The 13625-nt window shown below is 37.5% G+C and carries 14 protein-coding genes; all 14 read left to right on the top strand.

Annotation, left to right across the window (positions count from 1 at the left end):
- The first annotated feature begins 62 nt into the window (after positions 1 to 62).
- Positions 63 to 1994: an ATP-dependent zinc metalloprotease FtsH gene (gene ftsH, locus J2Z26_RS20525; protein WP_193534180.1), complete on the top strand. Its 1932-nt coding sequence runs from the start codon at positions 63 to 65 to the stop codon at positions 1992 to 1994.
- 78 nt (positions 1995 to 2072) lie between these two features.
- Positions 2073 to 2855: a type III pantothenate kinase gene (locus J2Z26_RS20520; RefSeq protein WP_193534181.1), complete on the top strand. Its 783-nt coding sequence runs from the start codon at positions 2073 to 2075 to the stop codon at positions 2853 to 2855.
- A gap of 63 nt (positions 2856 to 2918) precedes the next feature.
- Positions 2919 to 3797, top strand: a complete 879-nt coding sequence (gene hslO / locus J2Z26_RS20515; RefSeq protein WP_193534182.1) for an Hsp33 family molecular chaperone HslO — start codon at positions 2919 to 2921, stop codon at positions 3795 to 3797.
- Between the two features lie 21 nt (positions 3798 to 3818).
- A complete protein-coding gene (locus J2Z26_RS20510) occupies positions 3819 to 4733 on the top strand; it encodes a peptidyl-prolyl cis-trans isomerase (protein WP_193534183.1) in 915 nt (304 codons plus the stop codon).
- 94 nt (positions 4734 to 4827) lie between these two features.
- On the top strand, positions 4828 to 5757 hold the full coding sequence (cysK, locus tag J2Z26_RS20505; protein WP_193534184.1) for a cysteine synthase A: 930 nt from the start codon (positions 4828 to 4830) through the stop codon (positions 5755 to 5757).
- A 134-nt stretch (positions 5758 to 5891) separates the two neighbouring features.
- The gene (locus tag J2Z26_RS20500) at positions 5892 to 7322 is read left to right on the top strand and encodes an anthranilate synthase component I family protein (protein WP_193534185.1); all 1431 of its coding nucleotides are present in this window, start codon (positions 5892 to 5894) and stop codon (positions 7320 to 7322) included.
- Between the two features lie 5 nt (positions 7323 to 7327).
- Complete coding sequence (gene pabA, locus J2Z26_RS20495; RefSeq protein WP_193534186.1) at positions 7328 to 7924, top strand: aminodeoxychorismate/anthranilate synthase component II; 597 nt, start codon at positions 7328 to 7330, stop codon at positions 7922 to 7924.
- Positions 7909 to 8796, top strand: coding sequence for an aminodeoxychorismate lyase (gene pabC, locus J2Z26_RS20490; protein WP_193534187.1), 888 nt, complete (start codon positions 7909 to 7911; stop codon positions 8794 to 8796). The genes pabA and pabC overlap by 16 nt, the downstream gene beginning before the upstream one ends.
- Positions 8783 to 9604: a dihydropteroate synthase gene (gene folP / locus J2Z26_RS20485; protein ID WP_193534188.1), complete on the top strand. Its 822-nt coding sequence runs from the start codon at positions 8783 to 8785 to the stop codon at positions 9602 to 9604. Before pabC ends, folP begins: the two co-directional genes overlap by 14 nt.
- Before the next feature lie 12 nt (positions 9605 to 9616).
- Positions 9617 to 9976 carry a dihydroneopterin aldolase gene (gene folB / locus J2Z26_RS20480; RefSeq protein WP_193534194.1) on the top strand — a complete coding sequence of 120 codons (360 nt, stop codon included), beginning with the start codon at positions 9617 to 9619 and terminating at the stop codon, positions 9974 to 9976.
- Positions 9977 to 10501: a 2-amino-4-hydroxy-6-hydroxymethyldihydropteridine diphosphokinase gene (folK, locus tag J2Z26_RS20475; RefSeq protein ID WP_193534189.1), complete on the top strand. Its 525-nt coding sequence runs from the start codon at positions 9977 to 9979 to the stop codon at positions 10499 to 10501. It abuts the gene before it with no gap.
- Positions 10453 to 10668: a helix-turn-helix domain-containing protein gene (locus J2Z26_RS20470; protein WP_193534190.1), complete on the top strand. Its 216-nt coding sequence runs from the start codon at positions 10453 to 10455 to the stop codon at positions 10666 to 10668. Before folK ends, J2Z26_RS20470 begins: the two co-directional genes overlap by 49 nt.
- 20 nt (positions 10669 to 10688) lie before the next feature.
- Positions 10689 to 11690 (top strand): tRNA dihydrouridine synthase DusB, encoded by a 1002-nt coding sequence (dusB, locus tag J2Z26_RS20465; protein ID WP_193470948.1) that lies wholly within the window; start codon positions 10689 to 10691, stop codon positions 11688 to 11690.
- A gap of 129 nt (positions 11691 to 11819) precedes the next feature.
- Positions 11820 to 13304, top strand: coding sequence for a lysine--tRNA ligase (gene lysS / locus J2Z26_RS20460; protein WP_193534191.1), 1485 nt, complete (start codon positions 11820 to 11822; stop codon positions 13302 to 13304).
- The last annotated feature ends 321 nt before the right edge of the window (positions 13305 to 13625 follow it).

Below are 13625 nucleotides of genomic sequence, written 5' to 3'. Positions count from 1 at the left end.
AATGAATCTATTCGCTATGATACTATTGACTATAGTTTGTTCATCGTGGGAGGAGGTAAGGGATGAATCGGATTTTTCGAAATACGATCTTTTATTTACTTATATTTTTGGTAATTATCGGTGTAGTTAGCTTTTTTAATGGAACGAATCAGCAAACAGAGGAAATGAACTACAATGAATTCATCACTCATCTTGAAAATGGTGATGTCAAATCACTATCTATGCAACCTGTACGAGGGGTGTATGAGATAAGTGGACAATTGACTAACTATGAAGCTGAACAGTTCTTCCTTACATATGTTCCAAATATGCCAAGAGTGATGGAACGTATTGATGCTGCTGTTGCAGCAAATACGGATATTAAGATACTTCAAGCGGAAGAAACAAGTGGTTGGGTAACCTTCTTCACTTCCATAATTCCTTTTGTTATTATCTTTATCTTATTCTTCTTCCTGCTTAACCAAGCTCAAGGTGGCGGTAGCAGGGTAATGAACTTTGGTAAGAGTAAAGCAAAGCTTTATAGTGAAGAAAAGAAAAAGGTTAAATTTAAAGATGTAGCAGGTGCCGATGAGGAGAAACAAGAGCTTGTTGAGGTTGTTGAATTCTTAAAGGATCCTCGCAAATTCTCCGAGCTTGGTGCAAGAATTCCTAAGGGTGTCCTTCTTGTAGGACCTCCAGGTACTGGTAAAACTTTATTAGCACGTGCAGTTGCTGGTGAAGCAGGAGTTCCGTTCTTCTCAATCAGTGGTTCGGACTTTGTAGAGATGTTTGTTGGAGTAGGGGCTTCACGTGTACGTGACCTATTTGAAAATGCTAAAAAGAATGCCCCGTGTATAATCTTTATTGATGAAATCGATGCTGTAGGTCGACAACGTGGTGCTGGTCTAGGTGGAGGACATGATGAACGTGAGCAAACCCTAAACCAACTACTCGTTGAAATGGATGGATTCGGTGCAAATGAAGGAATTATTATTATTGCAGCGACAAACCGTCCGGATATTCTTGACCCAGCCCTTTTACGTCCAGGTCGTTTTGACAGACAAATTACAGTTGATCGTCCAGACTTAAAAGGAAGAGAGGCTGTTCTAGGAGTACATGCTCAAGGTAAGCCTTTAGATGAATCTGTTAATCTTAAAGCGATTGCTGCTCGTACACCAGGCTTCTCTGGAGCAGATTTAGAGAACCTATTAAACGAAGCTGCTCTAATCGCAGCAAGACGTAACAAAAAGAAAGTGGATATGTCTGATATCGACGAAGCAACAGATCGTGTTATTGCAGGACCTGCGAAGAAGAGTCGTGTCATTTCTAAAAAGGAAAGAAATATTGTTGCATATCATGAAGCTGGTCACACCATTATTGGTTGTGTATTAGATGAAGCAGATATGGTTCATAAAGTAACTATCGTACCTCGTGGTCAAGCTGGTGGTTATGCTGTTATGCTTCCAAGAGAAGATCGTTATTTTATGACAAAACCAGAATTACTTGATAAAATTACGGGATTACTTGGTGGACGTGTAGCTGAAGAAGTAGTATTTGGAGAAGCAAGTACAGGCGCACATAATGACTTCCAGCGTGCAACAGGTATAGCCCGTAAGATGGTTACAGAATACGGTATGAGTGAAAAGCTTGGACCACTTCAATTTGGTCAACCACAAGGTGGTCAAGTGTTCCTTGGTCGTGATATCCATAATGAGCAGAATTATAGTGATGCTATAGCTCATCAAATTGACTTAGAAATTCAAAGTTTAATTAAGGAATGTTACGAAAAAGCGAAGGTTATTCTAACAGAGAATCGTGATAAGCTAGAGCTTGTTGCTAAAACATTGTTAGAAATTGAAACACTTGATGCTGAACAAATTAAAAGTCTATATGAGGAAGGTAAATTACCTGATCGTCCATATGCAGCGGAAGAAACTTCCAAACCAAGTGATGATGTAAAGGTAAATATCAACTCTAAAAAAGATGAAGCAAATGATACAGAAGAAGAAAAGTAATTAATTCTACTGGGTGTCGGATACACATTGTTGTATTTGGCACCTTTTTTATAGAATGAAAGGCTCTGGTGAGTTAACATGTTATTTGCATTAGATGTAGGAAACTCAAGTATTGCTTTAGGAATATACGAAAAGAACGAGTTGACCTATCATTGGCGAATTGAAACAAATAGAAATCGCACTGAAGATGAATATGGAATGATAGTAAGATCACTGTTAGACCACGTTGATATTGAATTTAGCGATATAAAAGGAATCATTATTTCCTCGGTTGTACCTCCAATTATGTTTTCACTTGAAAAGATGTGTAACAAATATTTTGGTTTAAAGCCACTGATTGTTGGTCCTGGAATTAAGACAGGATTAAACATTAAATATGATAATCCACGTGAAGTAGGAGCAGACCGTATAGTAAATGCGGTAGCGGGAATCCATTTATTTGGGGGGCCACTAATCATAGTTGATTTCGGAACTGCTACTACCTATTGTTACATAAATGAACATAACCAATATATTGGTGGTGCAATCGCACCAGGAATTGCAATTTCAACAGAGGCTTTATATTCAAAGGCTGCGAAACTACCTCGTATTGAAATCGTAAAACCAGATGAAATAATCGGGAAAAATACGGTTAGTGCGATGCAAGCGGGGATACTATACGGGTATGTAGGTCAAGTTGAAGGAATTGTGAATAGAATGAAGGAACAATCGAATGTTTTGCCGAAAGTTATAGCTACGGGAGGAATGGCTTCTCTTATAGCAAAGGAATCAAATGCAATAGATCATATTGAACCATTTTTAACCTTAAAGGGTCTGCAGCTTATCTTTGAAAGAAACAATGAAGTGAAAAAGGCTAAATAGATTTTGAACTAGTACATTTCTTCATTAGACCAACAACATGAATGAAAGGGGTATATCAACCAAATGGGAGATTATTTAGTAAAAGCATTATCTTACAATAAACAGGTTAGAGCTTATGCTCTAAGAACAACAGAAACAGTAGGAGAAGCACAACGTAGACATTATACATGGCCTACTGCATCTGCAGCTCTTGGTCGAGCAATGACAGCGGGAGTTATGCTTGGGTCAGCATTAAAAGGGGAAGAAAAAATAACGATTAAGATTGAGGGTGGCGGACCAATTGGTGTCATTCTTGTCGATAGTAATCCTAAAGGAGAAGTGAGAGGATATGTCACTAATCCCCAAACTCATTTTGACTTGAATGCACATGGTAAGTTAGATGTTGCAAGAGCAGTTGGAACGGAAGGAACGTTATCCATTGTAAAAGATATCGGAATGAGAGATCATTTCTCAGGACAGGTTCCTATTGTTTCAGGAGAATTGGGTGAAGATTTTACTTATTACTTAGTTACATCAGAACAGGTTCCTTCTTCTGTTGGAGTGGGAGTATTGGTGAATCCAGATAACTCTATCTTAGCAGCAGGCGGTTTTATGATTCAATTACTACCTGGTACAGATGATGAAACAATTTCTAGAATTGAAGAACGACTTAGTAAGATGGAACCCATTTCAAAACTTATTGAAAGAGGGCTAACACCTGAACAACTATTAGAAGAAATTCTTGGTGAAGATAATGTGCAGATTATTGATAAAATGCCGGTTACATTTTCTTGTCCTTGCTCAAAGGATAGAATTACAAATGCAATCATTAGTCTTGGTACAGAAGAAATACAAGCGATGATAGATGAAGAGGGACAAGCAGAGGCACAATGTCATTTCTGTAATGAAAAATACCATTTCTCGAAAGAGCAATTAGAAGAACTAATAGAAGAATCAAAATAGACGAGTTTAGGGGGGAGAAACTTGAATTCTAAATACTTATGGTCAATTATTATTGGGCTTGTTATCATGAACTGTTTTACTATCGCCTATTTTGTTTCTACTCAAGAAGGAAAAGTAAAAGAAGTTGTAAGTATAAGTAATGAAAATGCATCTTCTGGGGAAAATGTTGCAAAAATCGGAGATATCCAAATATCAAGGCAACAATGGTTGAGTGAATTAGAAACTAGATACGGTAAACAAACGCTTGAGGATATGATTGATAAAGAAGTGGTAAAACAAATGGCTGAAAAATATAATATATCAATCTCCTCAGAAAGTATTGAACAGGAAGTTACTATGATTAAGACAATGTATAACACGTTTGATCATGAAACAATTAATGATGAAGAAAATTGGCGTAAACAAATAGAAACGAGCATGCTTTTAGAAGAATTGTTAACGAAGGATGTTGTCATTCCTGAAGAGGAAATGATAACTTATTACGAGGAAAACAAGGAGTTATATGAAATTCCTAAAACGTTTCAGCTTTCACATATCGTAGTTGCAACAGAAGAGGAAGCAGAAAAGGTACGAGAAGAATTAAAAAATGGATCAAGTTTCACAGCACTTGCAATGGAAAAGTCTCAGGACGAATTTTCAGCAAATCAAGGTGGCTTACTAGGTTATATTTCGGAAGATACAGAATATATTCCAGAAGAGTACTTCAATGCTTTGGAAGAATTAGATGAAAATGAGTGGAGTAACCCTTTAAAGGTAGAGGGAGGGTATGCAATCCTACTCTTACATGAAACGATTGATGGGATAAGTTACTCCTTTGATGAAGTTAAAAGCCAAATTAGAAGGCAAATGGCTATTGATCAAATGAAGGGCTCTATCACTGTTCAACCTTTCTGGGAAGAGATAAGTGTTTCTTGGTTTTATGATGAAAAACAATAAGGTTTGTTAAATGTAAATTTATTGACAAATCTGAATAAAATCTGTTAAATTCGATATAACCAATAAAAATACTTGGAATTAGGGGTGGGGCAGGATGACACGTGTAGCAAATTCAATTCATGAGTTAGTAGGGCAAACACCAATCGTAAAATTAAATCGCCTTGTCGGTGAAAATAGTGCTGATGTTTATCTGAAATTAGAATTTATGAATCCTGGAAGTAGTGTAAAAGATCGAATTGCTTTAGCAATGATCGATGCTGCAGAAAGAGAAGGTAAATTAAAGCAAGGGGATACAATTATTGAGCCGACTAGTGGGAATACAGGAATTGGTCTAGCAATGGTTGCAGCAGCAAAAGGCATCAAGGCCATTCTAGTTATGCCTGATACGATGAGTATGGAACGCCGCAACCTTTTACGTGCTTATGGTGCGGAACTAGTTCTAACACCTGGCGCAGAGGGAATGGGTGGAGCAATACGAAAAGCAGATGAACTTGCAAAAGAACATGGATATTTCATGCCTCAACAATTTAAGAATGAAGCAAATCCGGAAATTCACCGATTAACAACAGGCAAAGAAATCGTTGAACAAATGCCGGATGGGCTAGATGCTTTCGTCTCTGGGATCGGAACGGGTGGAACAATAACGGGTGCTGGTGAAGTTTTAAAAGAAAAGTTTCCTTCTATTAAAATTGTTGCTGTAGAGCCTACTGACTCGCCTGTATTATCTGGTGGGAAACCTGGTCCTCACAAAATACAAGGAATTGGGGCAGGGTTTGTTCCAGATATACTAGATACAAAGATTTATGACGAGGTTATTACGGTTAAAAACGACGAGGCATTTGAATATGCGCGCCGTGCAGCACGTGAAGAGGGAATCTTAGGTGGTATTTCTTCAGGAGCAGCTATTTATGCAGCGCTAAAAGTTGCAGAACAGCTAGGTAAAGGTAAAAAAGTACTCGCAATTATTCCGAGTAATGGTGAACGTTACCTAAGCACCCCTTTATATCAGTTTGACCAAGAATAATAAACAGTCGCTTGACTGTTTTTTTTTTGTTCTCTATTCTTTTTTAAGTATGAAATGATGAACACTCGAAGATAATCATGTACAATAGGGTTATTCGTATAACCACATGAATGTTTTCCGAGGAGGATGAAATAATGAAGCTTGCAAGAGCTCCATTAGCTAGGAAGATACAATTAAATAATATAAATTGGTTTAAACAATATAAAGCAATTTCCAAGCATGAATCTCATCATGTCTTATTAGAAAGTGGTCGTGGGGGAAGGTATAGTATTATAGGGTTACGTCCTTACGCTATCTTAAAAGGGAAAAATTATAAGCTAGAAGTCACTTATGATCAAAAGAAAGAAGTCCTTACAGGGAATCCGTTAGAGTTAATGGAAGAATGGCTTGGGCAGTTTAAAACTGAACACAATCCAGACTACCCAGACTTCCAAGGTGGTGCAATCGGTTATTTTAGTTATGATTGTGCTAGGTATATCGAAAAGCTTGATACATTAGCAGAAGATGATTTAGAAACACCTGACTTATATTTTTTAATATTTGATGATGTCTTTGTTATAGATCATCAAGACAATGCTTTTTGGATAATCACTCATTACCTACCTGGTGAAGAGGAAGATGCAAAAGACCGTATAGGGTTTTACGAGCAATTATGGACAAATGAATTAAACGATGATACTTTCCCGTTATTAACTAAGTCGAACCAACAAATTGAACGACCTTATTCATTTACAGAGGAAGAGTTTGTTACAGCAGTTGAAAGAATAAGAGAATATATTGCGATGGGTGACGTCTTCCAGGTTAATTTATCGGTTAGACAATCAAGACCATTGCAAACACATCCGCTTAATATATATGAGACGTTACGTAGTGTTAACCCTTCACCTTATATGTCCTACATGCAACTGCCAGAATTTCAGGTGGTTAGTGCTTCCCCTGAACTACTGGTGAAGAAGAAGGGTGATGAAATTAGTACTAGACCGATAGCTGGGACAAGGTCAAGAGGTAGAGATGATCAAGAGGATTTACAATTAGCTAATGAACTTATTGAAAATGAGAAGGAACGTGCAGAGCATGTTATGCTAGTAGACCTTGAAAGAAACGACCTTGGGCGAGTGAGTGAATACGGAAGTGTCGAGGTAAATGAATTTATGACGATCGAGAAGTATTCCCATGTTATGCATATTGTTTCAAATGTAAGGGGTAAACTGGCTAATGATAAAACTGGCTTTGATTTAATTAAGGCAACCTTTCCTGGAGGGACCATTACGGGTGCTCCGAAGGTAAGAACAATGGAAATCATTGAAGAGTTAGAGCCTGTTCGAAGAGGGCTATATACAGGGTCAATAGGGTGGATTGGCTTTTCGGGTGACCTGGAACTAAATATCACGATCCGAACCCTAATTGCTAAAAACGGTATTGCACATGTGCAGGCAGGAGCGGGTGTTGTGATAGACTCAAATCCACGCCAAGAGTACAAGGAATCATTAAAAAAGGCCATAGCCTTATGGAAAGCAAAAGAGCTGAGTGAAGAAGAGATAGTTGAAAATAAGAGTATGAGGTGAGCATTATGATACTAATGATTGATAATTACGATTCTTTTACCTTTAATTTAGTACAGTATCTAGGGGAATTAGGTCAGGAGTTATTAGTAAAACGAAATGATGAAATTACCCTTGAGGAAATAGAGCAATTAAACCCTGATTATTTGATGATTTCTCCAGGCCCTTGTAGTCCTAATGAAGCCGGAATTAGTTTAAAAGTAATTGAACATTTCGCAGGGAAGATTCCGATATTTGGTGTATGTCTAGGACATCAATCTATTGCTCAAGTTTTTGGAGGAGATGTTGTTCGTGCGGAGCGCCTTATGCACGGTAAAACTTCAGAGATTCATCATGATGGGAAGACGATATTTGAAGGTCTAGATAACCCATTTACAGCTACTCGTTATCATTCTTTAATCGTTAAGAAAGAAACGTTCCCTGAATGCCTTGAGATATCTGCATGGACCACAGAAGATGAGATTATGGCATTGCGTCATAAAACACTGCCTATTGAAGGTGTTCAATTTCACCCTGAATCAATCATGACATCTTTCGGAAAGCAAATGTTAACGAATTTTATAGAAAAATATAAAAAAGAAGATGAAGTATGTACATCTATCTAAATGGAGAATACGTAAAGCAAGACGAAGCGAAAATATCCCCTTTTGACCATGGTTTTCTATATGGTCTTGGGGTGTTTGAAACCTTAAGGACATATGATGGTCACCCATTTTTACTTGATGACCATCTTGCCCGCTTGAACGGGGCACTTAAGGAACTTCAAATAAACTATACTGCAAACAGAGAAGATGTTAAGTCCATTGTAGATCTTTTACTTGAAAAGAATGATTTAAAGGACGCTTATATACGCTTTAATGTATCAGCGGGGATAGGTGAAGTTGGATTACAGGTTGAAGGTTACAATAATCCAACAGTGATTGTCTTTGTGAAACCCCTACCAAAGTTAGTTGAAGGCTTAGAAAAAGAAGCTATAATCTTAGAGCATAGAAGAAATTCTCCTGAAGGTGCTACTCGATTAAAATCTCACCATTTTCTTAATAATGTTATTGGGAAACGAGAAATAGGGGGAAATCCTACTGTAGAGGGAGTCTTTTTAAATAAAGAAGGTTATCTAGCAGAAGGAGTAACCTCAAACTTATTTTGGATAAAAGATGATAAGCTATTTACGCCTTCGGTAGAAACCGGTATCTTAGACGGGGTTACTAGGCGTTTTATTTTGGAGCTAGCAAGCTGTCATGGTATTTGCAGTGAAATAGGTTACTATCAACCTGAAGAAATTGAAGCGTGTGATGAGGCATTTATAACAAATTCAGTACAAGAAATTGTCCCACTCTCAAAGATAAACAATATCTCCTTACCGGGAAATAAAGGGTTAGTAACATTAAAGTTGCAAAAATTATATGCTGAGCAGAGAAGAAGACTCTGGAGTCGTACTGGATTACGAGAGGAAGTAAGTGGATATGAAGAATACTAGTATATCCTGTGGACCTTACACATTAGATTTGTCAAAGAAAACGTTAATAATGGGAATTTTAAATATTACCCCAGATTCATTCTCTGACGGAGGTAAATATACTCAGGTAGAGAGTGCGATTATCCATGCCAAAGAAATGATTGAGCAAGGAGCGGACATCATTGATGTAGGTGGAGAATCAACTAGACCTGGATCTGCTAAAGTATCTCAGGAAGAGGAATTAGCTCGTGTTATCCCCATTATAAAGGCCCTTTCTAAAGAGATTAGTGTCCCTATCTCAATTGATACGTATAAAGCTGAGGTTGCAAAGCAAGCAATTGAGGCTGGAGCACATATCATTAATGATGTTTGGGGAGCGAAAGCCGATAAAAAGATGGCGGAAGTAGCAGCTACGTATAAGGTTCCGATTATTCTTATGCATAACAGAGATAATCGAGATTACCAAGATCTTGTGCCCGATATGATTTCAGATTTGCAAGAAAGCATTTCGATCGTGCGAGCAGCGGGTGTTCGTGACGAGAAAATTATTTTAGACCCGGGAATTGGGTTTGCAAAAAACTTTGAACAAAATATTGAGGCTCTTCAAAACTTAGAAAAAATTACCGAATTAGGATTTCCGGTTCTGTTAGGTACATCACGAAAATCATTTATTGGACAAATACTTGATTTGCCACCAGAACACCGTGGGGAAGGTACAGGTGCAACGACTTGTTTGGGAATTCAAAAAGGATGTCAAATAGTGAGAGTACATGATATTTTACTTAACGCACGTCTTGCTAAAGTAATGGATGTTTTAGTAGGTAAATAGGGGGCGAATCAAATCGACAAGATATTTGTGAATCGAATGGAGTTTTATGGTTACCATGGAGTGTTTCCAGAGGAAAATAAGTTAGGTCAACGGTTTATCGTTGATTTAGTTGTAGAACTTGATTTGAAAACAGCAGGAATGACAGATCAGCTAGAGTATACAGTTAATTACGGGGAATTATATAATTTTTGCAAGGACATTGTGGAAGGACAACCTTATAAACTATTGGAATCTGTGGCAGAGCAATTAACCTCCAAGATATTAAAAGAATTTCCGTTAATCAATACCGTCACAGTAAAAATGATAAAGCCGGATCCGCCTATCCCAGGACATTATCAATCAGTAGCTGTTGAAATAACAAGGAGTCGTTAAATGAGTAATATAGCTTATATAGCCATTGGTTCAAACATAGAAAATCGTCTAGAACATTTACGTCAAGCAGTCCATTCACTAAACAATCATAAGCATATTCATGTAGAAAAAGGGTCTTCAATTTATGAAACTGACCCTGTAGGCTATGAAGATCAAGCTCCTTTTTTGAATATGGTAATTAAAGTAATAACAGAGCTTTCTATGATTGAATTATTGCGTGCTAATCAAGTTATTGAAACAGAGAATGGCAGGAAAAGGGAAATTAAATGGGGCCCAAGAACATTGGACCTTGACATTTTGCTGTATAATCACGAAAATATTGAAACGGAAGAGTTAATTATTCCACACCCACGGATGACAGAAAGAGCATTTGTGATGATACCGTTACTTGAAGTAGAGCAAAATGTAGTCATACCAACTCATGAGCTCGCAGCTTTGAATATAGATGAATTAAGAGATAGAGAAGGTGTACGTGTATGGAAGCAGAAAAATGGGGAAGACGTATACGAGCTTTTCGAAAACTAAAAGGTTTCACTCAAGAAGGGTTTGCGAAGGATCTAGGAGTCTCAGTCTCTGTTCTAGGAGAAATAGAACGTGGTAATCGTGTTCCTAAGGATGATTTATTAGAAGATATAGCACAAGCTTTAAATATATCGTTAGAAGAACTAAAACCGAAAGACGTTAGTGATTAAGAAAAAAAGGAGGTTATACCATGTTGAAAATCGGTGATATTCAAATGAAAAACCAGGTAGTGCTTGCACCGATGGCGGGCGTATGTAACTCGGCCTTTCGTTTGACTGTAAAGGAATTTGGTGCAGGGCTAGTTTGTGCAGAAATGGTAAGTGACAAAGCGATACTATTTAATAATGCAAAGACTATGGATATGCTTTATATAGATGAGCGTGAAAAGCCACTCAGCTTACAAATCTTTGGTGGTGAGAAGGACACGCTAGTTGAAGCGGCTAAATATGTTGATAAAAATACAACAGCAGATATTATTGACATCAACATGGGATGTCCAGTTCCTAAAATTACAAAGTGTGATGCTGGGGCAAAGTGGTTGCTAGATCCAAATAAAATATATGAGATGGTATCAGCTGTTGTTGATGCAGTAGATAAACCAGTTACAGTTAAAATGCGTATGGGCTGGGATGAAGAGCATATTTATGCGATTCAAAATGCTCAAGCGGTTGAACGTGCTGGTGGTCAAGCGGTTGCTCTTCATGGAAGAACTCGTGTTCAAATGTATGAAGGTCATGCCAATTGGGATATCATTAAACAAGTAAAGCAATCTGTTTCAATACCTGTCATTGGTAATGGGGATGTTCAGACACCTCAGGATGCTAAACGTATGCTTGATGAGACTGGTGTTGATGGTGTAATGATTGGTAGAGCAGCACTTGGAAACCCATGGGTGATCTATCAAACCGTTAAATATCTTGAATCAGGTGAGTTAATTGAAGAACCGTCCGTTCGAGAAAAAATCGATGTGTGTGTGTTACACCTTGACCGCTTAATCGATTTAAAAAATGAAAATGTTGCAGTAAGAGAAATGCGTAAGCATGCTGCCTGGTATTTAAAAGGAATTCGTGGTAATGCAACGGTGCGTAACCAAATCAACGAATGTGATACTCGTAATCAACTTGTGGGACTACTAAATGGATTTGTTGAAGAGGTTGAAGCCAAAATGCAAGGCAATGCTCAAGTTGTTTGACATCCCCTTGAGGCTCGCCTATAATACCCCTAACGTAATACCCACTGCCAGTCCGTAAACTGGCAGTTTTTCTACTTACATAAACTAGCATTCAATCTTATAACAAAATAAATTTTTGGAGTTGATTTTATGAGTCATGAAGAATTAAATGACCAATTGCGAGTGAGAAGAGAGAAACTACATAAGCTTACAGAAGCAGGTCTAGATCCCTTTGGTAAAAGATTTGAACGTACAAACCTGGCAAAAGAACTGGTAGAATTATATGATCAGTTCTCGAAAGAAGAGTTGGATGAAAAAGAAATTTCAGTCACAATTGCCGGGCGAATTATGACTAAACGAGGAAAAGGAAAAGCGGGATTTGCACATATTCAAGATTTATCTGGACAAATTCAGCTCTATGTTCGTAAGGATGCTGTCGGTGATGAGCAGTATGAGGTATTCGATACAGCAGACTTAGGGGATATCGTAGGGATCACTGGTACGATCTTCAAAACACAGGTAGGCGAGCTTTCAATTAAAGTTAAGTCATTTGAAATTTTAACTAAGGCTCTTAGACCTTTACCTGAAAAATTCCACGGTCTTAAGGACGTTGAGCAACGTTACCGCCAACGTTATTTAGATTTAATTATGAACCCGGAAAGCAAAGAAACATTTATAGCTAGAAGCCAAATTATTAGAGCGATGCGACGTTATTTAGATGATCATGGTTACTTAGAAGTAGAAACACCAATGATGCACGCTATCGCAGGAGGAGCTTCTGCTCGTCCATTCCTGACTCACCATAATGCTCTTGATATTCCTCTATATATGCGAATTGCAATCGAATTACATTTAAAGAGATTAATTGTTGGTGGACTAGAAAAGGTTTATGAAATTGGACGAGTGTTTAGAAATGAAGGTGTATCAACTCGTCACAACCCGGAATTTACAATGATTGAGCTATATGAAGCGTACGCTGATTATAAGGATATTATGAATTTAACTGAAAACTTAGTTGCGCATATCGCTCAAGAAGTATTAGGTACAACAACTGTTCAATATGGAGATGCTCAGATTGATTTAAAACCTGAGTGGAAAAGACTTCATATGGTCGATGCGATTAAAGAATATGTTGGTGTTGACTTCTGGAAAGAAACGAGTGTAGAAGAAGCTCGTGCACTTGCAAAAGAGCATGGAGTAGATATCAAAGATAATATGTTATACGGTCATATTGTGAATGAATTTTTCGAGCAAAAAATCGAAGATAAACTAATTCAACCTACATTTATCTATGGACATCCTGTAGAAATATCACCACTAGCAAAGAAAAATCCAGAAGATCCACGTTTTACGGATCGTTTTGAATTATTCATTGTAGGGCGTGAGCACGCAAATGCTTTTACGGAATTAAATGACCCAATAGACCAAAAGGGTAGATTTGAAGAACAACTTAAAGAACGTGAACAAGGAAATGATGAAGCTCATGAAATGGATGAAGATTTCATCGAAGCACTAGAGTATGGAATGCCACCAACAGGTGGATTAGGTATAGGAATTGATCGTCTAGTAATGTTACTGACGAACTCTCCATCTATTAGAGATGTTTTATTGTTCCCGCAAATGCGTAACAGATAATAAAAGTATAAGGTGATTCTTCGGACGAAGAATCACCTTTTTATTTAGGGGAAAAATTCTATGAATATTTTATTGAAATAGTTGTTGCAAAGTTTTTTCTAAGATGGTATATTATTAAACGTCGCTGATGACGGCGATTAAGTTAAAAACAACTTAAATTAGTTGTTGACATTAAATTATCAAAGTGATAATATAATAAAGCTGCTTGGCTAACGGACAAGCAAACAAGTTCTTTGAAAACTGAACACAACACAAGCGTCAATGTTTGTTTTAAAAATTGTTTTAGCATGAGCTAATCAACTCTATTGGAGAGTTTGATCC

This window comes from Cytobacillus luteolus (assembly GCF_017873715.1).
GTDB lineage: Bacteria > Bacillota > Bacilli > Bacillales > Bacillaceae_L > Bacillus_BV > Bacillus_BV luteola.
The sequence above is the reverse complement of the archived record's forward strand: the minus strand, read 5'-3'. Positions and strand labels throughout refer to the sequence as shown.

Bases quoted from the DNA above. Each gene is read 5' to 3' on its own strand.
- dusB (WP_193470948.1), top strand. From the start codon at position 10,689: ATGTTGAAAATCGGTGATATTCAAATGAAAAACCAGGTAGTGCTTGCA.
- J2Z26_RS20520 (WP_193534181.1), top strand. From the start codon at position 2,073: ATGTTATTTGCATTAGATGTAGGAAACTCAAGTATTGCTTTAGGAATA.
- ftsH (WP_193534180.1), top strand. From the start codon at position 63: ATGAATCGGATTTTTCGAAATACGATCTTTTATTTACTTATATTTTTG.
- cysK (WP_193534184.1), top strand. From the start codon at position 4,828: ATGACACGTGTAGCAAATTCAATTCATGAGTTAGTAGGGCAAACACCA.
- pabC (WP_193534187.1), top strand. From the start codon at position 7,909: ATGTACATCTATCTAAATGGAGAATACGTAAAGCAAGACGAAGCGAAA.
- J2Z26_RS20500 (WP_193534185.1), top strand. From the start codon at position 5,892: ATGAAGCTTGCAAGAGCTCCATTAGCTAGGAAGATACAATTAAATAAT.
- folP (WP_193534188.1), top strand. From the start codon at position 8,783: ATGAAGAATACTAGTATATCCTGTGGACCTTACACATTAGATTTGTCA.
- lysS (WP_193534191.1), top strand. From the start codon at position 11,820: ATGAGTCATGAAGAATTAAATGACCAATTGCGAGTGAGAAGAGAGAAA.
- J2Z26_RS20470 (WP_193534190.1), top strand. From the start codon at position 10,453: ATGGAAGCAGAAAAATGGGGAAGACGTATACGAGCTTTTCGAAAACTA.
- pabA (WP_193534186.1), top strand. From the start codon at position 7,328: ATGATACTAATGATTGATAATTACGATTCTTTTACCTTTAATTTAGTA.
- hslO (WP_193534182.1), top strand. From the start codon at position 2,919: ATGGGAGATTATTTAGTAAAAGCATTATCTTACAATAAACAGGTTAGA.
- folK (WP_193534189.1), top strand. From the start codon at position 9,977: ATGAGTAATATAGCTTATATAGCCATTGGTTCAAACATAGAAAATCGT.